The organism is Bradyrhizobium sp. GW821-FHT12B03 (assembly GCF_058807535.1).
Map to the genome: position 1 here is coordinate 98,922 of NZ_JBXAQU010000021.1, position 21,389 is coordinate 120,310.

Genomic DNA, 21,389 nt, shown 5'->3' on the forward strand with positions numbered 1-21,389 from the left:
ACTCCGCCGACAGCCTCAACTCACTGTGGCCCGATAGACCCCGTCTTTACCCAAATGGTACAGGTGCTTGCCGCGGCCCTGCAACCGGCCGGATGGTCTGGGGGAGCCGTCGGGCATCAACAGGCGCACCTGCCTGACATCAACGATCTCGTCCGCGGCCAATCGTCCGAGATGCGCTGTATCAGAGGACTCCCGATATTGCGACGAGAATAGGATTTCCGTCTCGGACGTCGCGAACGCGTGGCAGCCTTGCAGCTCCGTTCGCCACCAGCTCAATTGGAAGTCAGCACCAATCTTGCAGACCGGGAAACTCGAGTAGAAGAAAATGGCAGCCTCTGCGCCTGTCACGTTGAGCGCGTAGCAGTCGTCAATCGCGTAATCTGCATCTGTCGGAAACTCCCAGATTTTCTCACCATAAGACGAGAAGCAGACCAGCCCGGCCTGCCCGACCGAATTTCCAAAAATGCCCTCGTCGAAATACGCAACCCAGATCCGGCCGCGTTCGTCGATCTGGAGATCGCTGATGCCATGACCGAGGCGAATGTGGTCCATTTGCCCGGTGCGGGGATCGAATATGATTCCGTTGCAGTCGTAGTCTGTCTCGCCTTGCCATGCGCTCCAGGCATCCGTCAGCAGGACCCGGCCGTCAGGAAAGAGATCGACGCGAGGAGAGCTGAGCTCCAGCTCAGGCAGATCGATCAAGCGCTCCGATGCGGCATCCGCCCAAAGTAGACGATGGGGCTTCAAATTGCCCATCTTCGGATGGGACAATACGTCCTCGGTCTCGGCGCGACCTTCCGACGACCCGAACAGAAACAGCAGCGACTGATCGCCGGCAACCCCGCTCGCAGCGAGCGAGAAGCCGGCAAGCATCGGCACCGTCCCAATCTTCTCGAATTGCACCGATCTGATCAATTGCGCCTCAGATACCACCAAGTTGCCAAACGCAGCATCACCAAGTGCACGTGAGACGCAAGGGCGAAACAGCAATGATCAGGCATCCGCCGGGGCAAGCCACGTGCGGAAAGCTGCAATGCCCAGGCTGCCGAGCAAAAAGAGAACTTGGCGCAGGTTCGTCACGTCGCTTCTCCCGACGCCTGCCGTCCGTCATGCGCGGAAAACACCTCCTTGGCTGCGAACAGCCCGTTCAGCGCCGCCGGGAAGCCCGCATAGACGGCCATCTGCATGATGATCTCCACGATCTCGTCGCGCGAGAGCCCGACATTCAGACCCGCCTCGATATGCACTTTGAGCTGAGGCGCGGCATTTCCGAGCGCCGTCAGTGCGGCGATCGTCGCGATCTCTCGATCGCGCAGGCCGAGGCCCGGGCGGCAATAGATGTCGCCGAACGGAAACTCGATCACGTAACGTGCGAAATCCGGAGCGATGTCGGCGAGTGAGGCGATGACTTTTTCGCCGGCGCTGCCGTCAATGCGTGACAGGGCCCGCTGGCCGCGATCGAAGCGGCTTTCGGCTCGTGTTTGGGCGTGCGTCATTTTCCTTCATCCTCTGTTCGTCGCCGGCGTAACCGGCGATCTTGGTATCGAGGACGAGCAGGCATTCCTGAAGTTCGGCAATCCGCATGCGAACCTGTTCCCGGTGGATTTCCAGCATCTGCTGGCGGGCTGGCCCGGTGGTATCGCCTTCGTCACGAAGCGCCGCGTAACGCAACATGTCCCGGATCGGCATTCCCGTGGTCTTGAGCCGATCGAGGAATGCGATCCATGTGAGGATCGATGCGTCATAATCACGCTGGCCGGAGCGATCCCGGTCAGCGTATGGCAGCAGCCCGATGCGCTCATAATAACGCAGCGTGTGAGTCGACAAGCCGGTTCGTTTTGCGAGGTCGCCGATCTTCATGTGTGCCCGTTCTCGTACTGACGCACATACAGATACCCCTTCGAGCGCGCTCTAAGTCAAGGGGGATCGAAGGTGCTATTCCCGCAGGGTCAAGATGGCACGACAGCAGAAGATTTCGGCGCGCCGATTGCCAGCAAGTCTCCGCGAAAGTAAAGCTATCGCCTTTCCAGCAGGAGATTTTCATGCGCGCAGTTGCTCTAGCCGTTGTCCTTGGCGTGGCCGTCAGCAGCCCGGCGTTCGCCCAGGAAAAAGCATCGCAGCCAAAAACAAAGGGCAGAACCTGCACTTACGATCAGTGTGTCTCCGTAAACAAGGCCCGTGGCTGGGATAGCTCTGCGGTCAGCCGCTGGTGCAGCGCCAACCCCGGCAAGTGCGACAATTAGGAACGTCCTGAGCGCACAGTTTGTGCGCTTCTTCCCGTCAGGCCAGCCATTTCGGCACCCAGCGTTCCGGGCGCGGAGCGCGGGCGAGATCGGCTTTTGCTTCGGAGAGCTCCGCCGGTTCGCCGTCGATGGTCGGGCGCAGATCGTATTCGAAGTTGGGCATGACGCGGCCGTCGGCGTAGAGCCCGAAATTCATCGCGTACCACAGCCCGAGCTCGGGCTGCGACCGCCGCATCTCCTCGCGCAGTTCACGCAGCAGGGATTCGATCGAGGCAGCCTCCTCGAAAGGCTGAGGCCCTCGCGTGAGAATGCGCGCCTCGTACTGCGCGCCGACGATCGCGACCTCGAAGCGGGTCTTGTCCCAGGCGTTCTTGCCCTTCGGCAGATGCGCGGCCAAGCGCCAGCCGAGCTCGGCCATCATCCGGTGATTGGCCCAATAGTCTTCGCGATCCCGGCTCCATTTTTCCACGAAGCCGCGAAAGTCGGGAAGCTCCGCCACGCCGTCGTCGCACGCCGTGCTGTCGCCGATCGGCTGCCCGGCGAGCCATTGCGCAAGCTCGACGGTCTGGCACTCGACCTCGTCATGCGGCTTGAGATCGCTCCAGGCCTTGTCGAACGCTTGCGACGTCAGTTTTGCAAGCAGCCCATCGAGGCTCGGCGCCAGCAGCTCGTAGTCGCCCTCCGACCCCAGACCGACGATCGGCGGATTGTCGCGATCAAGACCGGCGCCATACCAGCCGCCGACGGCCGAGCCGTCCGGCAGGCGCATGAACAGCGAAAACCTGTCGCGCAGGGGACTGCCGTCGACGATCGGCGCATGATCGGCGAACTGGCCTTGCAGGGAGAAGCAGCCGACGCTGCCCCAGGGGCGCCCGTCCAGCCAATCGGCAAAGTCGACCAGCAGCGGCGGCGCCTCGATGCCCGGCGGAAATGCGCCGCGAATGCTGTCGAGATCGATCGGGTAAGGGGTATCGGACAAGGCTGAAACTATCTGGTTGGTCCCGCCCGATTGGTCTCAACCACCAGGCGTTCGGTTCGAACCAATTGGCGTCCTTCGATCACAAACGCGCCAGAGGCTCAATGGTTTCGGCGCGGCTTTCGATGAAATACAATCACAAGGTTGGTATCCGGGTCGGGCTGGGCACAATCGGCACGGCATTGATCCTGCTGGCGCTTCCCGCGGCCGCACACTCCCCCTCACCCGCGCAAGCACGGCAATGGTGCTTCGGCTCGGGCAAGGTCGGCGACGACCAGCGCATGGCCGGCTGCTCGGCGGTGCTGCAAGCCAATCCATCCGATGCGCTGGCGCTTGCCAACCGCGGCGAGATCTTCCGGCGCAAGGGCGACGCTGAGCGGGCCGTGGCCGATCTCAACCGCGCCATCGATCTCAATCCGACGGATGTCTTCGCCTGGTACAATCGCGGCATTGCCCATGACGATCTCGGCGACCGCGACCACGCCATCACCGACTATACGCGCGCGATCCGGCTCAAGCCGGATGACGCGCGCTACTACAACAACCGCGCCAATTCCTACATCGGCAAGACAGATTACCAACATGCGATGGCCGACTACGATCGGGCCATCAAGCTCGATCCGAAATTCGCGCTCGCCTATTTCAACCGTGGTACCGCCTTGCGCGAGCATGGCGAGGCCGATCGGGCACTTGCGGATTTCGACATGTCGATCAAGCTGGATCCCAATTACGGCCCGGCCTATGGCAACCGTGCCCGCATCTTCCGCGACAAGGGCGAGCGGATTCGGGCACTGGACGATTTCGCCAAGTCGCTCGCGCTCAATCCGAACAACGACCGCGACGCCTATGCGCGCGCGAACATGTATTTCGACGACCACGATTATGCACGCGCGCAGGAGGATTACGACCGCGCCATCAAGGCCAATGCGGGTTATGCCGGCGTGTTCAATGCCCGCTGCATGACGCGCGCGATCCTCGGCCGCTTGCAGGAGGCGCTGGACGATTGCGAGCAGTCGCTGCGGATGCGCCCTGACGATCCCTCTACGCTGGACAGCCGCGCCCTGGTCCAGCTCAAGCTCGGCAATCCCGACGCGGCGATTGCGGACTACGACGCGGCATTGAGCGCGAAGCCCGAGCTCGACAGCGCGCTCTACGGCCGCGGACTTGCGAAACGCAGGAAAGGCGATGCCGACGGTGCGGAACGCGACATCGCGGCGGCCAAGTCGATCAACGCCGGCATTGCCGACGTCTTCGCCCGTTATGGCGTGCAGTAGGCCGGCCAAGCCGCGCCCCCGGCCCGACCGATGCACGCTCGGCGGGTGTCCCGCAAAACGGCTGCTTGACAAGCCCGGCCATTCGGCTGTAGGGACGCGACCCATGATCAACTCTCGGACCCATCTGCGCCAGGCCATGCGTCGTCGCTCCCGCGACGATGACGGGTTGCGCCATGTCCGACGACGCCGCTGAAACTACTTAATTCAGCCAGTTTTCGAGAAGGCCGCACCCGCAAAGTGCGGCCTTCTTGCTTTTCGCGTCCGTTTTTCCACCCGCCTCCAGAGGAGTTCGACATGACCACCGCCACCCATCCGTATGACGCGCTGATGGACATCACTGCCCGGCCGAACACCGTGTTCGTCCGCGGCGCCGGCTCCTACCTCTGGGATGACGGCCGCAAGCGCTATCTCGATTTCGTGCAGGGCTGGGCCGTCAACTGCCTCGGCCACTCCCCGCCTGCGATTGCCGACGCGCTCGCCGCGCAGGCCAGGCGGCTGCTGACGCCGAGCCCGGCGTTCTACAACGAGCCGAGCCTGAAGCTCGCGCAGGCGCTGGTCGACAACAGCGCCTTCGACCAGGTGTTCTTTGCCAATTCAGGCGCGGAAGCCAATGAGGGCGCCATCAAGCTCGCGCGCAAATATGGCAGCCTGCACAGGAACGGCGCCTTCGAGATCATCAGCTTCGAAGGCGGCTTCCATGGCCGGACGCTGGCGACGATGTCGGCCTCGGGCAAGAAGGCGTTCGAGCCGCTGTTCGAGCCGAAGGTCGCCGGCTTCAAGAAGGCCAAGCTGAACGACATCGCCTCGGTCGAAAAGCTGATCAACGGCAACACCGTCGCGGTCATGCTCGAACCGATCCAGGGCGAATCCGGCGTATGGCCTGCGACCGATCAGTTCTTGCAGGAGCTGCGCGCGCTGACCGAGGCGCACGGCCTGCTGCTCATTTTTGACGAGATCCAGACCGGCATGGGCCGGACCGGAAAACTGTTCCACTACGAGCACGCAGGCATTGCGCCCGACATCATGACGCTCGGCAAGGGCATCGGCGGCGGCGTGCCGCTCGCCGCCCTGCTCGCGACCGAACACGCTTCCTGCTTCGAGCACGGCGACCAGGGCGGCACGTTCAACGGCAACCCTATCATGTGCGCGGCGGGGCTCGCGGTGCTCGAGGAGGTCTCTAAACCCGACTTCCTGAAGTCGGTCACCGAGACCGGCCTCTTGCTCGAAAGCGAGTTGCAGAAGGTCTCGGCGCGGCATGGCCTCGGCGGCGTGCGGGGACGCGGTCTGTTGCTGGCGCTCGACCTCAAGCTGCCGATCGCGCCCGGTATCGTCGCGCAAGCGTTCGAGGCCGGCGTGCTGCTGAACGCGCCGCAGGTCGACAGCCTGCGCTTCATGCCGGCGCTGAACGTCGCGAAGGCGGAGATCGCGGAGATGGTGGATTGTCTCGATACGATCCTGACGAAGGCTGGCGCGGCACGACGGGTGGCGTAAGGCCGGTCTCGTGCCCCGGACGCAGCGCAGCGCCCCCTCGCGGTGCGCTGCAGAGCCGGGGCCCATCTCTCTGCACGGGTGCCGCATCTAGGTCCCGGCTCTGCGCCGCAACGCTGACGCGCTGCAGCTTGTCCGGGACACGGATGATGACGGCAGACCTACGGCTTCAGGATCGATGCGCCGGTCGTCTTGCGGCTTTCGAGATCGATATGCGCCTTCGCGGCGTCCTTGAGCGCGTAGGCGTGGTTGATCTGGACATGCAGCTTGCCGCTGATGATGGCGGAGAACAGCGTATCGGCGCCTTCCAGCAGCTCCGAGCGCTTGCCGATATAGTCGTTGAGCTTGGGCCTCGTCGCAAACAGCGAGCCGTGATTGTTGAGCTCGGCGATCGAGAATGGCGGTACGGGACCCGAGGCATTGCCGAAGGAGACGAACATGCCGCGCGGCTTCAGGCACGACAGCGAGCCCGGGAAGGTCGCCTTGCCAACGCCGTCATAGACGACGTCGCAGCCCTCGTTGCGACTGATCTGTTTGACGCGCGCGACGAAATCCTCCTCGTTGTAGAGGATGACATGGTCGCAGCCATTGGCCTCGGCAAGCTCGGCCTTCTCGCGCGAGCCGACCGTGCCGATGACGTGCGCGCCGAGCGCCCTCGCCCATTGGCAGGCGAGCAGGCCGATGCCGCCGGCCGCGGCATGGATCAGCACGCGATGATGCGGCTCGACCTTGAAGGTCTTGTGCAGGAGATACCAGACCGTCAGCCCCTTCAGCATCAGCACGGCGCCCTGCTCGTGGGTGATGTGGTCGGGCAGCTTGACCAGCTTCTCCCAGGGGATGTTGCGCTCGCCGGCATAGGCGCCGAGATTGTGGTAGTAGGCGACGCGGTCGCCGGGATGGAAATGCGTCACGCCGGGCCCGACCGCGATGACCTCGCCCGAGGCCTCGTTGCCGGCGATGAAGGGCAGCCCCGGCGCCTTGTAGAGGCCGGTGCGATAATAGACGTCGATGAAGTTCAACCCGACCGCATGCTGGCGGATGCGCACCTCGCCTGGGCCCGGCGCCGGGACGTCGACGCTCTCGTAGACCAGGGCCTCGGGGCCTCCGACCTTGTGCACACGGACCGCTTTGGTCATCGCCTGACCTCCTCTTCTCGCGGCAAAGCGAAAGCCATCGCGCCCGCCTTGTCAACTCGACGCGGGATGGAACGAACCAAACGCGACTATTTGCCGGCCTTCTTGCGGTTGCGCTTGGCCAGCACGTTGAAGAATTCCACCGCCGCCGAGAACGCAATTGCGAAATAGATGTAGCCGCGCGGGATGTGGAATTGGAATCCGTCCGCTACCAGCGCGACGCCGATCAGCACCAGGAACGCCAGCGCCAGCATTTTCGTGGTCGGATGCTCCGCGACGAATCGCGACACCGGCCCGGACGAAATGTACATGATCAGGCAGGCGATCACGACGGCCGCGATCATGATCTCGATGTCCTGCGCCATGCCGATCGCGGTGATGATCGAGTCCAGCGAGAACACGATGTCGATGATGACGATCTGGACGATCACCCAGAAGAAGGCGTTGCGGCCGGAGGCCTGATCGCCCTCGCCGTCATCGGCTTCGACCTCGGCGTGGATCTCGTGCGTCGCCTTTGCGATCAGGAACAGGCCGCCGCCGATCAGGATGAGGTCGCGCCAGGAGAAGTCGTACCCCTTCATCGAGAAAACCGGCGCGGTCAGGCCGATCAGCCAGACCAGAAGGCTCAGCAGGATGATGCGGAAGATCAGCGCCAGTGCGAGCCCGACCTGGCGGGCACGGTGCGCCTGCTTCTCGGGGATGCGCGAGACGATCACCGACAGGAAGATGACGTTGTCGATGCCGAGCACGATCTCGAGCGCGGTCAGGGTCAGCAGCGCGGCCCAGGCTTCGGGGCTTGTGAGGAGATGCATCATGCGAAGGATCTTGCCAGGCGGATCAATGCGTCGCTGAAGCTGACCCAGAGCGCGATGGCGCACAGCGCGAGCGTCACGCCGGTACCGACGTGAAAATCCTTGTCCAGCGTGTAAAGGGAGAGCACCGCCCAGATCGCGATCAGCGACATCGTCAGCCAGCGCAGCCGCACGACGCGGACCGGATGCAGCACGTGGAACGGCACGAAGGTCAGCACCACGAGGGCGGCGACCAGCAGCGTCGACCACAACGGCGGCCAGTGCAGCAGGAACAAATAGAACGCGGCCGCATTCCACAGCGCCGGGAAGCCGCGGAAATGATTGTCGTCGGCCTTCATGCGCAGATCGGCGAAATATAATGCGCTGGTGACGATGATGGCGACGCCGAGCAAGGGAGCCGCGACCGGCAGCAGCAGCCCGCTCGCCACGATCGCGTAGGCCGGCACGAACACATAGGTGACGAAATCGACCACGAGGTCGAGCACGTCGCCCGACCAGTTCGGCTGCACGTTCTTGACGTCGAGCCGGCGCGCGATCGGCCCGTCGATCGCGTCGATGATCAGGGCGACGCCCAGCCATTGAAACATCGCCGCCCAGTGCTCGCGCACGGCCTCGAGCATCGCCAGCAGCGCAATGGCCGCGCCGAAGGCAGTGAAGATGTGCACCGAGAACGCCGCAGCGCGGATCGCGGGGGTCGGTTTCAGGGAATCCTGCTGGGTATCCATGGCTTCTGCTACCAGAATGGGACCGCTTTGCACATCCGCCATTGCGGCCCTCGGTCGCACAATTCGCCATAAAATCAGGGAAAAATAGGTGGGCTTGAATTTGCCGCCGGGCGTGTCAAATGTCGTTCCCATGACAGACGCATCGACACTCTTTGACACAGCCGTGATCGGCGGTGGACCGGCGGGACTTGCGGCGGCCATCGCGCTGGCGCAGACGGGTGCACGGACCGCACTGGTGGCGCGCCGCGTGCCCTATGCCGACAACCGCACCACCGCGCTGCTCGGTGCCTCCGTCGAACTCCTGGAGAACCTCGACGTCTGGCGACGCTGCAAGGACAAGGCGGCCGCGCTCGAAATCATGCGCCTCGTGGACGACACCGGGCGGCTGTTCCGCGCACCGGAGGTCCGCTTCTCCTGCCACGAGATCGCACTCGACGCCTTCGGCTACAACATCGCCAACCGCTCGCTGATGCTGGCGCTGGAGGAACGCGCGGGCGAGCTGCCCGGAATCGTCCGTTTCGACGACGAGGCCGAAAGCGTCGTCGTCGAGGCCGACGACGTCGCGATCCGCACGGCGTCCGGACAATTCCTGTCGGCCCGGCTCGTGGTCGGCGCCGACGGCCGGCATTCGCTGTGCCGGGAGGCGGCCGGCATCGAGGTGACGCGGCGCGAGCTGACGCAGACCGCGCTCACCTTCAACGTCAGCCACGCGCGGCCGCATCGCAACGTCTCGACCGAGTTCCACACGTCGCACGGGCCCTGCGTGTTCGTGCCCCTGCCCGGCGATCGCTCCAGCATCGTCTGGGTCGCAGCTCCCGCGGAAGCCGAGCGGCTTCGCGGCTTGAGCGACGAGGAATTGTCCGCCGCAATCGAGAAGCAGTCGCATTCGATCTTGGGAGGCATGACGGTCGAGCCGGGCCGCAACCTGTTTCCGCTGGCGATCGAACGTCCGAAATCGTTCGGCCGCGACCGCATCGCGCTGGTCGGCGAAGCCGCCCATGTGGTTCCCCCGATCGGCGCCCAGGGCCTCAATCTCGGCCTGCGCGATGCCGCCGACATTGCCCAGCTCGCGGGCGAGGCCGTCGCATCAGGCCGGGATCCCGGCGCGCCCGACGTGCTCAAGCGCTACGACCGGGCGCGGCGTCCGGACATCCTGAGCCGCACATTCGTGATCGACATGGCCAACCGCTCCCTGCTCAACGATTTCCTGCCGCTCCAACCGGTCCGCGCCGTCGGCATGCACCTGCTCGGCGCCGTAGGACCGCTCAGGCGTTTTGCCATGCGCGAGGGCCTGACGCCGACCTGGCGGCGGTAGCCTGCCCGGAACTTGCCGCGCGACCGGATCAAAACACGCAAACGCTTCGCTCTAAGCCCCTGTTCGAAAATCGATTTTCAAGCCACCGATGGCACGCGCGTCATCAGCCCGCGACGCGCAGGATTGAGCGATCGATGGTGCTGAGCGGCCGGCAGCCGGTTTCGGTGACGATGACCGTCTCGCTGACGCCGACCGTGAACTGGCCGAAATCCCGCATCGCGACCGGCAGGTGGAACGTCATCCCCGGGCGCAATTCGGTGGTCACTCCCGTGTACAGGCTGAGCACGCCGCCCTCGCCCCAATCGGGCGCAAAGGCGATGCCGATGCTGTAGCCGACGCGCTTCTTGAAGTTCTCGGTATAGCCTGCGCGATCGATGATCCGCTGACAGGCCAGGTGCGGCGCCTCGCAGGGCGCCCCCGGCTTGATCGCCTCGAGCGCCGCGGCAAGTCCGTCCTGACAGGCCTTCTCCATATCGATCGCGCGCTGCGGCATGGCGCCAATCCAGGCGCTGCGCATCAGCGCGGCGTGATAGCGATCATGGCTGGCGGCCATTTCCAGGAACGCGGGATCGTCGGCTCCGATCCGTCCGCGCCGCCAGGTGCCGTGCGGCACGCCGCTGCGGCGGCCGACGGAGACCAGCGGCTCCATGCCGACATATTCGGAGCCCGCGGCGATCGACGTGCCCACCATCGCGGAGACGAGGTCGTTTTCGCTCGCCCCATACTTCACCGCGGCAAGGCCCGCGCGCATACCAGCCTCGACATAGGACGCGGCGGTGGTGATCTTCTCGAGCTCGGCCGCCGACTTCACGATACGGAGCTGCTCAATGATCCCTGCGCCGTCGTAGACCGTCCCAAGCCTGTCCTGGAGCGCTTCGTAGGTCGCGACGGGCAAGAACCAGCCGCGCTTGTCGATCGCGATGCGCTTTGACGCCCAGCCGCGGTCCCTGATGACATCAACCAGGAAATTCACCGGCTGGTCGCCGTCCTGGTAGACCTGCGCATTGGCGATGAAGGTGTTCGCGATGAAGTTGAAATATTCGAGCTGTCGGACCACGAAGGCCGGCTCGCCTTCGACCGGCAGCACCAGCGCCTGGAAGGTGTAGTAGCCCGGCGTCTGCTGGCCGGTGAGGTAGAAGATGTTCTCCGGACCGGTGACGACCATGACGTCGATGTCGGCCTTGGCGAGCAGCGCGCGCGCACGTGCGACACGCCCGTCATACTCCCGTTTCGGGAACGCAGATTCAGATCCCTGCTGCACGCTGTCGCTAGTCATATCCGTAGTCTCCGATGAGCTTGGTGGTGGCGGCATCGAACGTGACGCCGAGGCCGAGCGCGCCGTCTGTCCGGACCGCTCCGGCTGTGTAGGAGGTGCCCGAGGCCGGATCGTCGAGGAGCCCGTCGGCGCCGTAGAGCTCGGCGAATTCAGGCCTGGTAGCACAGGCGACGTGCAGCGCCGCCGCGGTCGCCGCGGCTCCTTCGTTCATCTGGCCGATCATGAAGGGCACGCCGGCCTCCGACAGCTTCCGCGCCGCCGCCACGGTCGGCGCAATGCCGCCAAGCTTCACCAGCTTGAGGTGCGCAAACACCCGCCCCTCGTAGGCACATATTCGTGTGACATCACCGGCCGCGGCAATGCTCTCGTCGAGCATCACCGCAATCGGGCTTCGCCGCGCGAGCTCATCGATGCCTGCCCAATCGCCGGCCGGCACCGGTTGCTCGACATAGACGAGATCGTACGCGGCGAGCGCGGCGAGCTTTGCCAGCGCCTCGTCGGCGCTCCAGCGTCCGTTTGCGTCGGCTGCAATCTTCACTCGCCCGCCAAAACGCTCCCGCAGAGCCGCGATGCGACGCAGATCCTCGGCAAAATCCGCGACGGCAATGCGCACCTTGAGGTCCGTATAGCCGCGGGCGACATATGCCTGCGCCCGCGCGAGAAAGTCCTGGTCGGAAGACCAGAACAGGGTCTGGTTCGTCCGGCAGGTTACATCCTGCCCCGCGGCGCCGAGCCAGGCGGCAACCGTCTTGTGCTCTCGACGCGCGACGAGATCATGCAACGCGCAATCGATCAACGTCCGGACCGGCGCGATGTACGGCGTCTCCCACAGCGTCATCATCGCGATCAGGTCGAGCGGATCGCGACGCCAATCGACGTCGCGTATCGCGGCGATGGCGGCCTCCACCACGGTGCTTTCGTCATAGCCGTTGAGGTAGGCGATGTTGGCCCTCACCTCGCCGACGCCGACCGTCTCGCCATCGTCGAGCCGCAGGTAGACTTCCTTCAGGGAAGGAATGCTGCCCGACGACGCCGTGTGCAGGACGAGCCCGCCGCCGTAATGCAAGTCTGCCAAGTGCAGTGAAACCCGCAAACGCTTGGATCCTAGTTGCGCAGCATGGCTTTCGCCACGTCGCGATAAATCAGGCTGGCGGTGATGAACTCATCGGCCGGCACGAATTCGTCGGGCTTGTGCGCGACGCCGAGATCGCCAGGACCGATCACAACGCCTTGCGCGCCTACGCCGGTGAAATGCACGAGATCGCAGGCGCCCTGGAAGCCGAACGGGCCCGGCTTGGCCACACCATGGGCCCGGCTCGCAGCAAGGCTCGCACTCACGATCGGGCTGTCCAGCGCGGTTTCCGTTGCTCCGCCCGTCGTCGCCTTGTAGTCGACGATCTCGGCGCGCAGGCCGAAACGCTCGCGCGCGACCACGAGGAGCTCGCCGATCTCGCGCTTGACCGCCTCCTCGTCTTCGCCCGGCACCATCCGGCGATCAAGCAGCAGATCGCAGGCGCCGGGCAGCACGTTGTCGGCGTGGCCGCCATTGATCCTGGTGACCGTGAGGCTGGCTGCTCCGACCAGCGGATGGCTGCGGTGACGGACCACCTCGTCGTGATGCTCGGCGACGAGCCCGAGCAATTCGCCGGCGCGGTAGATCGCGTTCTCGCCGAGATGCGGCGTTCCCGAATGCGCCGACACGCCGTAGACCCGCACGATCGGCCGCAGGCTGCCCTTGTGCGCGGAAAAGACCGCATTCGACGTCGGCTCGCCGACCACGACAGCATCGATCCTGGGATGGCCCGCCGCGTAGAACCTGGCGCCCTCGCTGGCGACCTCCTCGTCGGCCACGAAGACGCCAAGCAGCGTGCCCGACCATGCCGCGCGATCGCCCGCCAGCATGCGCATGGCCTCCAGCATCGCGGCCAATGGCCCCTTGCAGTCGCAGGCGCCGCGGCCGTAGAGCCGCCCGTCCTTCTCGGTCAGGCCAAAGGGATCGGAGGACCAGCCCTCGCCGGCGGGCACGACGTCCATATGGGTATTGAACGCGAAGACCGGGCCCGCGCCATTCTCGAGCCGCGCGATGACGTTGACCCGTCCCGGCTTGTACTCCTGCACCGTGACGCCGAAGCCGCCACCGGCCAGCAGCTCACGCAGATAGTCCGCCGCGGGCGCCTCGTGACCGGGAGGATTCTGCGTATCGATCGCAATGAGCCTTGCAAGCTCCTGCTTCATGCGTGCGACGTCGGGAGAGCTGGACATCAACGGATTCCGGATATCGGGAGTCAGTGCAGGATCTGGTCGAGAAAGCGCCTGGCACGGTCGTTGACCGTGCCGCCGAAGAACCGGTCGCTCGGCGCGCTCTCGATGATCTCGCCGTGCTCCATGAACACGATCCTGTCGGCCGCGCGCCGGGCGAATCCCATCTCATGGGTGACCACGATGCTGGTCATGCCCTCGGCGCTGAGCGTTGCCATGACGTCGATCACCTCGCGGATCATTTCCGGATCGAGCGCGGAGGTCGGCTCATCGTACAGCATCAGCTTGGGCCGCATCGCGAGCGCGCGCGCAATGGCGACGCGCTGCTGCTGCCCGCCGGACAGTTCGTCCGGGAAGGCGTCCGCCTTCTCGGGGATCTGCACCTTGCGCAAGAGATCGACCGCGATGTCGTGGGCATCGGCCCGGCTCATTCCGAGGATCTTCACGGGCGCCAGCATGACGTTCTCGGCGGCCGAGAGATGGGCGAACAGTTCGAAGTTCTGGAACACCATGCCGATCTGCCGGCGCAACAGATGAGCCGTACGCCGGGCGCGCGTGACGTTCTCGCCTTCGAAGAAGATGTCGCCGCTGTCCACCGTTTCCAGCAGGTTGACACAGCGCAGCAGCGTCGACTTGCCGGACCCTGACGGACCGATCACGACAACCGTCTCGGAGGGATCGACCGCCAGCGTGCACGTCTTCAGGACCTGCGTCGCACCGAAGCTCTTGTTGACGCCGACGATCTCGAGAAGGTGCTGCATGTCGCTACCGCACCGCCACGATCTTCGATGTGCCAAGCATCCGTTCGGTCAGCGAAAGCCGCCGCATGCCGCGCCGCTTCTTGGGGTCGAGGGCGATTTCCATGAGGATCTGCAGACCCATGAAGATCGTGGTCATCGCGAGATAGTAGATGCCGGCCGCGGTCAGCGCCTCGAAATAGCGGAAGTCGGCACTCGCCGCCTGGTTCGCGACCAGCAGCAGCTCCTCCACGGCGATCACCGAGACGAGCGCGCTGAGTTTCAGCATGCCGATCATCTGGTTGCCGATCGGCGGCAGCACGATCCTTGCGGCCTGCGGAATCACGACATGGCGCATCATCTGGGTCCCGGTCATGCCAAGCGCGAGACCGGCCGTACGCTGGCCTTTCTTCACCGCCTGAAGCCCCGAGCGCAGGATCTCCGCCATATAGGCGCCCTCGTTCAGCGACAGCGCCAGCACCGCGCATACGAAGGCCGAGAGCCTGATGCCGAACGACGGCAGCACGTTGTAGATGAAGATGATCTGGAACAGCACGGGCGTGCCGCGGAAGAGCCAGAGATAGGCGACCGTCACGACGGCGCCGATCCGGGTCTGGCTCTCCTGGATCAGCGCGAGCACGAGACCGATCAGGATGCCGAGGACGAGCGAGGCGACCGTCAGCAGCAGCGTCATCTCCGCCCCGCGCAGGAAGTTCGGCGAGGTGAGGTACTTCAGGACGAGTTCGATGGACACCGGCAGGCTCCCTTAGTCGAACAGCGACACCGAGGCAGGAAATTTCCAGGTTTCGATCAGCTTCTTGTAGGAGCCGTCGACGACGATCTCCTTGAGTGCGGCTTCGATCGCCGATTTCATGGCGCCGTCGCCCTTGCGCACCGCCATGCCAATCTGCGTGTTGGCCTCGAACTCGGAGCCGGCCACGGCGTAGACGCCCGGCACCTTCTCCATCAGCTCAACCACGCCCGGGGTGGAATTGAACAGGGCGTCGGCACGTCCCTGCCGCAGCGTCAGCGCCGAATCCTGCGCCGTGGGCAGCGTCATCACGTTGATAGCGGCAAGCCCCTTGTCGCGGCAGCGCTTGTCGTCCTGACGCGCGTAGCTCTCCTGAATGCCGCCAAGCGTGACGGCGATGGTCTTGCCGCAGAGGGAATCGTCGCGGCCGGTGATCTTGGCGGGATTGTCCGCCTGCACCACCACGAGCGTCCCGATCTTGAGATAGGGAACGAAGTCGACCTGGCCGGCCCGCTGCTCGTTGATGTACATCGCCGAGTTGATGAGATCGACGCGGCCGCCTTGCAGCGCAACGATCAGCCCCTTGAACTCCATGTTCATCGGCTTGGGCTCGGCACCGAGTTTCTTGCCGAGCAGCCCGATCATGTCGATGTCGAAGCCGGACAGTTTTCCGTCCTTCTGGAATTCGAAGGGCGCGAAGGTGCCGGCAACGCCGTAAGTCAGCGCGCCTTTCTCGACCAGCGAGACCGAAGACAGATCCGCAGCCATCACCGATCCGGACAGAACAAGTGACAGGACTCCGCAGGCGAGGCGCAAACGAGACATCGGCAGCTCCTGACTTGATTGTTCTATTGTTGCTTATTATACAATCTTTGCTGCCTTCGACGTCAAGCCTGTTCAGCGGGCAATCGCTGACCAAGGCTTACTCATTGGGGTTTTGGCGCAGATTGCAGCCGGTAGTTATTGTATCGCTAGCAACAACTTGTACCTTAGGATGGATCCGAGAGCTCCTTTCATGGCGCGGTCAACGCAACAAAGTCGCTTTCGCCTCGCCAACCAGATTCTCGATGTCATCCGGAATGCCAGGCTGGAGCCCGGCCACCATCTGCGCGAGCAGCAGCTTGCGGACCTGATCGGTGTTTCGCGAACGCCGATCAGGTCCGCGCTCGACCTCCTCGCCGAACGCGGCATCGTCGAGACACGGAAGAACCACGGGTTCTTCCTGCGAAAGCCGTTCGAATCCCTCCATCGGATTGAGATCGAAGTGCCCTCGACGATCGACGAGGAGCTTTACGCGAAGCTCGTTCGCGATCGCCTCGAGCATCGCATTCCGAACTCCATCACGCAGAGCGAAATCGCACGGCGCTACAATGCCGACCGCGCGGCGCTGGCGCGCACCCTTGCGCGGCTCGCCGAAGACGGCCTGATCGCGCGCAAACAGGGGCATGGCTGGACCTTCCTGCCGACGCTCGACTCCCTCGTCTCGCTTCGCGCCAGCTACGAATTTCGACTGACGCTCGAGCCCTCGGGCTTTCTGCTGCCGACGTTCAAGCCGGATCCCGCCGCGATCGAACGGATGCGGCTGCAACATTTGTATCTCGCCTCGCATCCCGACATCGCCTCGATCTCCAGCACGCAATTGTTCGAGACCGATGCCGCATTTCACGAGATGTGCGCCGAGTTCTGCGGCAACGCTTTCTTTGCCCAGGCCATCCAGTACCAGAACCGGTTGCGGCGCCTGCTCGAGTTCGGCAGCTATTTCGACAGCCGGCGCGTCCGCGAATGGTGCCGCGAGCACCTTGCGATCATCGAGGCCATTGCCGCAGGCGATGCGCCGCTGGCATCGACCCGCATGCGCGCGCACCTGGAACAGGCCTTTCTCGCCGCGCGGGCGACAGCACCATGACGACGGAACAGAATTGCTGAATTCGGCGCCCGGCTTCGCCGAGCTGCTTCAGCCGTCTTCGTCACGGAAACGTCAGCCGGCCGGTCTGGAGCAACCACATCACGCTGGTCAGCGTGACCACGGACGCAAAGGTCCCGAGCAGCACCGCGACAGAGGCGGATTCGATCCAGGCCTCGTTCTGCCGGGCGATCACGAACACGTTCAATGCCGGCGGCAGCGAGGCCATCAGCACGGCGGTCGCGGCCCAGGGCTGCGCGAACGGGCCGAACGCCAGCATCAAGCCGAAGGCCATGAGCGGATGGATCAGGAGCTTCACCGCGACCACGCCCGGCACCTCCCACGGCACCCGGTCGAACGGACGGAGCGCCACGGTCACGCCGAGCACGAACAGCGCGGTCGGGGCGGCTGCGTTCTGGAGGAAGGTGATGGTGCGGTCGAGCGCGACCGGCAGCTCGATATGGAGCGCTGCCACTGCCGCGCCAAAACAGGCCGACATGATCAGCGGGTTGAGCACGATCTGCTTCAGCACCACGCCGAAGGCGTGCACGATCGAGGGATGGTCGCGGTCGGACAGCTCGATCAGCAGCGGCACGATCGTGAACAGGAAGATGCTGTCGCAGCAGAAGATCAGCGCGGTCGGCGCCGACGCCTTCGTCCCGAGCACGGCCAGCGCCAGCCCCGGCCCCATATAGCCGATATTGCCGTAGCCGCCGGACAGCCCTGCGAGCGTGGCCTCGCGCAACGTCAGGCGGCCGAGGACCTTGCCGACGACCAGCGCCAGCGTGAACGCCGCAACCGTGGACAGCGTGGTCGCGACCAGAAACGGCGGGTTGTTCAGCTCCGCGAATGGCGTCTTCGACATGATCGCGAACAGCAGCGCCGGCAGCGACACGTAGAGCAGGAAGAAGTTCATCCAGGCGAGGCCCGATTCCGGCAGCGACTTGACCTTGCCGCAGGCAAATCCGACGAAGATCAAGCCGAAATAAGGTAGTGCAAGATTGAGGATATCGACCATTTCTCAAGTTTCTTCTGAAGACTTGGGGGCTATCTGCCCCTTGGGCGGACGTTAATTCCAAATGAGGGCACTAGCATCGGCCACAATCCTGGTCTATCGACGGGGAATGATTAAAGCGCGGACCGCGAAATTCCAGATCGGACAGGTCGTTCGCCACCGGATCTTCTCGTTCCGGGGCGTGATCTTCGACATCGATCCGGAGTTCAACAACACCGAGGAATGGTGGCTGTCGATCCCCGAGGAGGTACGGCCCCACAAGGACCAGCCGTTCTACCACCTGCTCGCGGAGAACGCGGAGTCGGAATACGTCGCCTACGTGTCCGAGCAGAACCTGTTGCCCGACGAGTCCGGCGAGCCGATCCGTCATTCGCAGGTGGCCGAGATCTTCATCAAGAACAAGGATGGCGGCTACCGCCCGCGCAATCCCTCGCTGAACTGACACCTCGGCGCCAACAGGCGGCCCACAACATTCGGCGCCAGCAGGCGACCAACAAAAAAGGCGCTCATGGGAGCGCCTTTTTCACGTCCGGAATCTGATCCCGACTTACTTCTGGCCGGTCGGAGCTGCGCCGGGCGCGCCACCCTGCTGCTCGAGCTTCTTGCGCTGCTCGTCGGCCTTCTTCTGAAGCTCTTCCTGAAGCTTCTTCTGGGTTTCCTCGAACACCTTCGGATCGGTCGGCGGACCGTCATAGGCCTTCTGGAATTCGCCGGCGAGCGGCAGCGGCAGGGTCAGCGGCGCGCCGTTGGCGTTGATCGCCTGGACAACGAGATTCTGGCCCTTCTTCATGTTGGCGATGAGCTCGGGCGTGGCTTCGTAGTCCGACATGCAGCCGTTCTGGAAGCAGATCACATACGGTTGCTGCAGCGGCGCGTTGCTGTCCACGATGATGCGGGTGCCGTGCACGAGCTGCATGCCGAGCGGCAGCGTCACGCGCAGGATCTTCTTCGGCTCACCTTCCGGCTCGATGATCACGGCGGCGATGACCGGCTGGCCCGACTCGATGCGGCCGTCCTTGCCGGTGAAGCAGACCTGCTTGGCGTTGGCGTCCTGGCCCTTGAGGCAGAACTTGGTCCAGGGCGCGTAGATCAGCTGGATCTGCTGATCAGCCGGCTGGGCCGCGCCCTGCTGCGCAGGTGCGCCCTGAGCGGGAGCCGGCTGGGCGGGCGCCTGGGCCGCCGGTGCCGGAGCCTTGGGGGCAGCCTTGGGTGCCGCTTTCGGGGCCGGAGCCGCCTTGGGTGCGCCGGGGGCCGGCGCCGGGGTCTGGGCCTCAGCAGCAAACGGAACGGCCAACGCCGTCGCCGTCAACAAGGCGAGAAGTCGCCCGCGCGGCCGGACGGACGCGGCCAAGTAACGGAAATTCATTGCGGAAAACCCTTTCTGAACGGGAAGTGCCCGAACCGCTCCGAAGCGCCGAACCTGGCCGCCTGGGCGCGGCTCTCTCCCCGTCAATTGAGGCGGATAAGTGACGGGCTCGACGCTCTTGCGCGATTGCCCGCCTTCTTAACGTGGCCGACGAAAAGATCAATGCCGACAAGCGTCTTTGGCCACATCCGCAGCTGCGTCCGGTGAAATTCCCTGTGATAGGATTCAGGCCCGCCGGTCCTCGAATCAACGTGTGTCGATGTTCATGTTCCAGCGCCTGCTCGAGGGCCCCGACACCCGCCTTTGCATCCTCACCGCAGTCCTCGCTTTGGCCCTCGCCGGCGGACTGTCGGCGAGTGAGGCACGGGCCGAGGAGGCCCATGCCATCGCCATGCATGGCAAGCCGGCGATGCCCGCCGGTTTCACCCACATGCCCTACGCCAATCCCGATGCGCCCAAGGGCGGCCGGCTGACCTGGGGCATTCTCGGCACCTTCGACAGTCTCAATCCCTTCATCGTGAAGGGATTGGCGGTGCAGCCGATTCGAAGCTACGTGGTCGAGAGCCTGCTTGCGCGCGGTCAGGATGAGCCGTTCACGCTCTACGGCCTGCTCGCCAGATCGGTCGAGACCGACGACGAGCGGACCTATGTCACCTTCCGCCTCGATCCCCGCGCCCGCTTCTCTGACGGCAAACCGGTCACCGCCGAGGACGTGCTGTTCTCCTGGCAGCTGCTGCGCGATCACGGCCGCCCGAACCTGCGGCAATACTATGCCAAGGCCACCAGGGCCGAGGCGCCCGATCCCCTCACCGTCCGCTTCGACCTCACCGGGGCCAACGACCGGGAATTGCCGCTGATCCTCGGCCTGATGCCGATCCTGCCGAAGCACGCGGTCGATGTCGCGACCTTCGAGGAGACGACGCTGACGGGACCGGTCGGATCGGGGCCCTATCGCGTCGCGGCGGTGAAGCCCGGCGCCAGCGTGACGCTCACACGCGATCCCGACTATTGGGGCCGCGACCTCGCCGTCAATCGCGGGCTGTACAATTTCGACGAGATCAGGCTCGACTATTTCCGCGAGGCCAACGGCCAGTTCGAAGCCTTCAAGCGCGGCCTCTACGATTTCCGCATCGAGCACGAGCCGCTGCGCTGGCACGACGGCTACGATTTTCCAGCCGTCAGAAGCGGCGAGGTGATCCGCGACACCGTCAAGCCCGGCGTGCCGCAACCGTCCGAATTCCTGGTCTTCAACACCCGCCGTCCTGTCTTCGCCGACATCCGCGTGCGAAAGGCGCTGACGCTGCTGTTCGATTTCGAGCTGGTCAACCGCAACTACTTCTTCTCGCTCTATTCGCGCGTCGCCGGCTATTTCGCCGGCTCGGACCTGTCGGCCTATGGCCACCCTGCCGACGCGCGCGAGCGCGAGCTGCTCAAGCCATTCGCCGCGCAAATTCCGCCCGATATCATGGACGGCAGCTATCGCCTGCCGGTGACTGACGGCTCCGGCCGCGACCGGACCATGCTGCGCGCCGCGCTGAAGCTGCTGTCGGAGGCCGGCTACGATCTCGACGGCACCGTGCTGCGCAACCGCACGACCAAGGCGCCCTTCACGTTCGAGATTTTGGTCACCACCCGCGACCAGGAACGCATCGCGCTGGCCTTTCAGCGCGACCTCAAGCGCGCCGGCATCGAGCCGAGCGTGCGGTCGGTCGATCCCGTGCAGTTCGACCAGCGCCGGCTCGCCTACGAGTTCGACATGATCCAGAACCGCTGGGACCAGTCGCTGTCGCCCGGCAACGAGCAGTATTTCTATTGGGGCAGCGCCGCCGCCGACAATCCCGGCACCCGCAACTACATGGGCGCCAGGGATCCGGCGGTCGACGCCATGATCGGCGCCCTGCTGGAGGCCCGTGAACATACGGCCTTCGTCTCGGCGGCGCGCGCGCTCGACCGCGCCCTGATCGCGGGCTTCTACACAATCCCCCTGTTTAACGTATCCGAGCAATGGATCGCGCGCTGGAATCGGATAGAACGACCAACGGCCACTGCGCTGTCCGGCTATCTGCCGGAGACCTGGTGGTCCAAGGGTGTACCTCAAGCCAGTCCAGCGAAGTGA

Annotated in this window: 21 protein-coding genes; 6 read left to right on the forward strand and 15 right to left on the reverse strand. The window is 64.5% G+C overall.

Annotation, left to right across the window (positions count from 1 at the left end):
* Nucleotides 1-15 precede the first annotated feature (15 nt).
* From AC1RUR_RS31340 to AC1RUR_RS31355, 4 genes are all read right to left on the reverse strand, one after another.
* Nucleotides 16-903 carry a YxiH-YxzG fusion protein gene (locus AC1RUR_RS31340; protein ID WP_492851261.1) on the reverse strand — a complete coding sequence of 296 codons (888 nt, stop codon included), beginning with the start codon at nt 901-903 and terminating at the stop codon, nt 16-18.
* Nucleotides 904-1,076: 173 nt separating this feature from the next.
* Nucleotides 1,077-1,496, reverse strand: coding sequence for a carboxymuconolactone decarboxylase family protein (locus AC1RUR_RS31345; RefSeq protein WP_492851263.1), 420 nt, complete (start codon nt 1,494-1,496; stop codon nt 1,077-1,079).
* Nucleotides 1,429-1,860: a MerR family transcriptional regulator gene (locus tag AC1RUR_RS31350; RefSeq protein WP_492851265.1), complete on the reverse strand. Its 432-nt coding sequence runs from the start codon at nt 1,858-1,860 to the stop codon at nt 1,429-1,431. Before AC1RUR_RS31350 ends, AC1RUR_RS31345 begins: the two co-directional genes overlap by 68 nt.
* Nucleotides 1,861-2,280: 420 nt before the next feature.
* Nucleotides 2,281-3,222 carry a hypothetical protein gene (locus AC1RUR_RS31355; protein ID WP_492851267.1) on the reverse strand — a complete coding sequence of 314 codons (942 nt, stop codon included), beginning with the start codon at nt 3,220-3,222 and terminating at the stop codon, nt 2,281-2,283.
* Between the two features lie 122 nt (nt 3,223-3,344).
* Between AC1RUR_RS31355 and AC1RUR_RS31360 the strand changes: the two genes are divergently transcribed.
* Both AC1RUR_RS31360 and AC1RUR_RS31365 read left to right on the forward strand, forming a co-directional pair.
* Entirely contained in the window at nt 3,345-4,493 is a 1,149-nt protein-coding gene (locus AC1RUR_RS31360) for a tetratricopeptide repeat protein (RefSeq protein ID WP_492851269.1), read from the forward strand.
* A gap of 294 nt (nt 4,494-4,787) precedes the next feature.
* A complete protein-coding gene (locus AC1RUR_RS31365) occupies nt 4,788-5,984 on the forward strand; it encodes an acetylornithine transaminase (RefSeq protein ID WP_492851271.1) in 1,197 nt (398 codons plus the stop codon).
* A 158-nt stretch (nt 5,985-6,142) separates the two neighbouring features.
* Here AC1RUR_RS31365 and AC1RUR_RS31370 read toward each other — a convergent pair whose 3' ends face one another.
* From AC1RUR_RS31370 to pcsA, 3 genes are all read right to left on the reverse strand, one after another.
* Nucleotides 6,143-7,117 carry a quinone oxidoreductase family protein gene (locus tag AC1RUR_RS31370; RefSeq protein ID WP_492851273.1) on the reverse strand — a complete coding sequence of 325 codons (975 nt, stop codon included), beginning with the start codon at nt 7,115-7,117 and terminating at the stop codon, nt 6,143-6,145.
* A gap of 86 nt (nt 7,118-7,203) precedes the next feature.
* The gene (locus AC1RUR_RS31375) at nt 7,204-7,929 is read right to left on the reverse strand and encodes a TerC family protein (RefSeq protein WP_492851275.1); all 726 of its coding nucleotides are present in this window, start codon (nt 7,927-7,929) and stop codon (nt 7,204-7,206) included.
* Nucleotides 7,926-8,693 (reverse strand): phosphatidylcholine synthase, encoded by a 768-nt coding sequence (gene pcsA, locus AC1RUR_RS31380; RefSeq protein WP_492851277.1) that lies wholly within the window; start codon nt 8,691-8,693, stop codon nt 7,926-7,928. The genes AC1RUR_RS31375 and pcsA overlap by 4 nt, the downstream gene beginning before the upstream one ends.
* 88 nt (nt 8,694-8,781) lie before the next feature.
* Between pcsA and AC1RUR_RS31385 the strand changes: the two genes are divergently transcribed.
* Complete coding sequence (locus AC1RUR_RS31385) at nt 8,782-9,966, forward strand: UbiH/UbiF family hydroxylase (RefSeq protein ID WP_492851279.1); 1,185 nt, start codon at nt 8,782-8,784, stop codon at nt 9,964-9,966.
* A 103-nt stretch (nt 9,967-10,069) separates the two neighbouring features.
* Here the strand turns inward: AC1RUR_RS31385 and AC1RUR_RS31390 are convergent, their stop codons facing one another.
* From AC1RUR_RS31390 to AC1RUR_RS31415, 6 genes are read right to left on the reverse strand one after another with little or no spacing between them, the layout of a single operon-like run.
* Nucleotides 10,070-11,242: a M24 family metallopeptidase gene (locus AC1RUR_RS31390; protein WP_492851281.1), complete on the reverse strand. Its 1,173-nt coding sequence runs from the start codon at nt 11,240-11,242 to the stop codon at nt 10,070-10,072.
* Nucleotides 11,235-12,317, reverse strand: a complete 1,083-nt coding sequence (locus AC1RUR_RS31395) for a mandelate racemase/muconate lactonizing enzyme family protein (RefSeq protein WP_492851283.1) — start codon at nt 12,315-12,317, stop codon at nt 11,235-11,237. The genes AC1RUR_RS31390 and AC1RUR_RS31395 overlap by 8 nt, the downstream gene beginning before the upstream one ends.
* Before the next feature lie 29 nt (nt 12,318-12,346).
* On the reverse strand, nt 12,347-13,504 hold the full coding sequence (locus AC1RUR_RS31400) for a M20 family metallopeptidase (RefSeq protein ID WP_492851285.1): 1,158 nt from the start codon (nt 13,502-13,504) through the stop codon (nt 12,347-12,349).
* A gap of 23 nt (nt 13,505-13,527) precedes the next feature.
* A complete protein-coding gene (locus tag AC1RUR_RS31405) occupies nt 13,528-14,262 on the reverse strand; it encodes an amino acid ABC transporter ATP-binding protein (protein WP_492851287.1) in 735 nt (244 codons plus the stop codon).
* 4 nt (nt 14,263-14,266) lie between these two features.
* The gene (locus AC1RUR_RS31410; protein ID WP_492851289.1) at nt 14,267-14,992 is read right to left on the reverse strand and encodes an amino acid ABC transporter permease; all 726 of its coding nucleotides are present in this window, start codon (nt 14,990-14,992) and stop codon (nt 14,267-14,269) included.
* A 12-nt stretch (nt 14,993-15,004) separates the two neighbouring features.
* A complete protein-coding gene (locus AC1RUR_RS31415; protein ID WP_492851291.1) occupies nt 15,005-15,814 on the reverse strand; it encodes an ABC transporter substrate-binding protein in 810 nt (269 codons plus the stop codon).
* A gap of 190 nt (nt 15,815-16,004) precedes the next feature.
* Here AC1RUR_RS31415 and AC1RUR_RS31420 point away from each other — a divergent pair, with 190 nt between their 5' ends.
* The gene (locus tag AC1RUR_RS31420) at nt 16,005-16,895 is read left to right on the forward strand and encodes a GntR family transcriptional regulator (RefSeq protein WP_492851293.1); all 891 of its coding nucleotides are present in this window, start codon (nt 16,005-16,007) and stop codon (nt 16,893-16,895) included.
* 61 nt (nt 16,896-16,956) lie between these two features.
* Here the strand turns inward: AC1RUR_RS31420 and AC1RUR_RS31425 are convergent, their stop codons facing one another.
* Complete coding sequence (locus tag AC1RUR_RS31425; protein WP_492851295.1) at nt 16,957-17,910, reverse strand: AEC family transporter; 954 nt, start codon at nt 17,908-17,910, stop codon at nt 16,957-16,959.
* A 106-nt stretch (nt 17,911-18,016) separates the two neighbouring features.
* Here AC1RUR_RS31425 and hspQ point away from each other — a divergent pair, with 106 nt between their 5' ends.
* Nucleotides 18,017-18,349, forward strand: coding sequence for a heat shock protein HspQ (gene hspQ, locus AC1RUR_RS31430; protein ID WP_018317973.1), 333 nt, complete (start codon nt 18,017-18,019; stop codon nt 18,347-18,349).
* 105 nt (nt 18,350-18,454) lie between these two features.
* Here the strand turns inward: hspQ and AC1RUR_RS31435 are convergent, their stop codons facing one another.
* The gene (locus AC1RUR_RS31435; protein WP_492851298.1) at nt 18,455-19,273 is read right to left on the reverse strand and encodes an invasion associated locus B family protein; all 819 of its coding nucleotides are present in this window, start codon (nt 19,271-19,273) and stop codon (nt 18,455-18,457) included.
* 259 nt (nt 19,274-19,532) lie between these two features.
* On the opposite strand from AC1RUR_RS31435, the gene AC1RUR_RS31440 reads away from it, so the two are divergent.
* Nucleotides 19,533-21,389: an extracellular solute-binding protein gene (locus AC1RUR_RS31440; RefSeq protein WP_492851360.1), complete on the forward strand. Its 1,857-nt coding sequence runs from the start codon at nt 19,533-19,535 to the stop codon at nt 21,387-21,389.

Bases quoted from the DNA above. Each gene is read 5' to 3' on its own strand.
- AC1RUR_RS31370 (WP_492851273.1), bottom strand. From the start codon at position 7,117: ATGACCAAAGCGGTCCGTGTGCACAAGGTCGGAGGCCCCGAGGCCCTG.
- hspQ (WP_018317973.1), top strand. From the start codon at position 18,017: ATGATTAAAGCGCGGACCGCGAAATTCCAGATCGGACAGGTCGTTCGC.
- AC1RUR_RS31405 (WP_492851287.1), bottom strand. From the start codon at position 14,262: ATGCAGCACCTTCTCGAGATCGTCGGCGTCAACAAGAGCTTCGGTGCG.
- AC1RUR_RS31390 (WP_492851281.1), bottom strand. From the start codon at position 11,242: ATGACTAGCGACAGCGTGCAGCAGGGATCTGAATCTGCGTTCCCGAAA.
- AC1RUR_RS31415 (WP_492851291.1), bottom strand. From the start codon at position 15,814: ATGTCTCGTTTGCGCCTCGCCTGCGGAGTCCTGTCACTTGTTCTGTCC.
- AC1RUR_RS31365 (WP_492851271.1), top strand. From the start codon at position 4,788: ATGACCACCGCCACCCATCCGTATGACGCGCTGATGGACATCACTGCC.
- AC1RUR_RS31350 (WP_492851265.1), bottom strand. From the start codon at position 1,860: ATGAAGATCGGCGACCTCGCAAAACGAACCGGCTTGTCGACTCACACG.
- AC1RUR_RS31345 (WP_492851263.1), bottom strand. From the start codon at position 1,496: ATGACGCACGCCCAAACACGAGCCGAAAGCCGCTTCGATCGCGGCCAG.
- pcsA (WP_492851277.1), bottom strand. From the start codon at position 8,693: ATGGCGGATGTGCAAAGCGGTCCCATTCTGGTAGCAGAAGCCATGGAT.
- AC1RUR_RS31385 (WP_492851279.1), top strand. From the start codon at position 8,782: ATGACAGACGCATCGACACTCTTTGACACAGCCGTGATCGGCGGTGGA.
- AC1RUR_RS31435 (WP_492851298.1), bottom strand. From the start codon at position 19,273: ATGAATTTCCGTTACTTGGCCGCGTCCGTCCGGCCGCGCGGGCGACTT.
- AC1RUR_RS31375 (WP_492851275.1), bottom strand. From the start codon at position 7,929: ATGATGCATCTCCTCACAAGCCCCGAAGCCTGGGCCGCGCTGCTGACC.
- AC1RUR_RS31440 (WP_492851360.1), top strand. From the start codon at position 19,533: ATGTTCATGTTCCAGCGCCTGCTCGAGGGCCCCGACACCCGCCTTTGC.
- AC1RUR_RS31425 (WP_492851295.1), bottom strand. From the start codon at position 17,910: ATGGTCGATATCCTCAATCTTGCACTACCTTATTTCGGCTTGATCTTC.
- AC1RUR_RS31360 (WP_492851269.1), top strand. From the start codon at position 3,345: ATGAAATACAATCACAAGGTTGGTATCCGGGTCGGGCTGGGCACAATC.
- AC1RUR_RS31400 (WP_492851285.1), bottom strand. From the start codon at position 13,504: ATGTCCAGCTCTCCCGACGTCGCACGCATGAAGCAGGAGCTTGCAAGG.
- AC1RUR_RS31420 (WP_492851293.1), top strand. From the start codon at position 16,005: ATGGCGCGGTCAACGCAACAAAGTCGCTTTCGCCTCGCCAACCAGATT.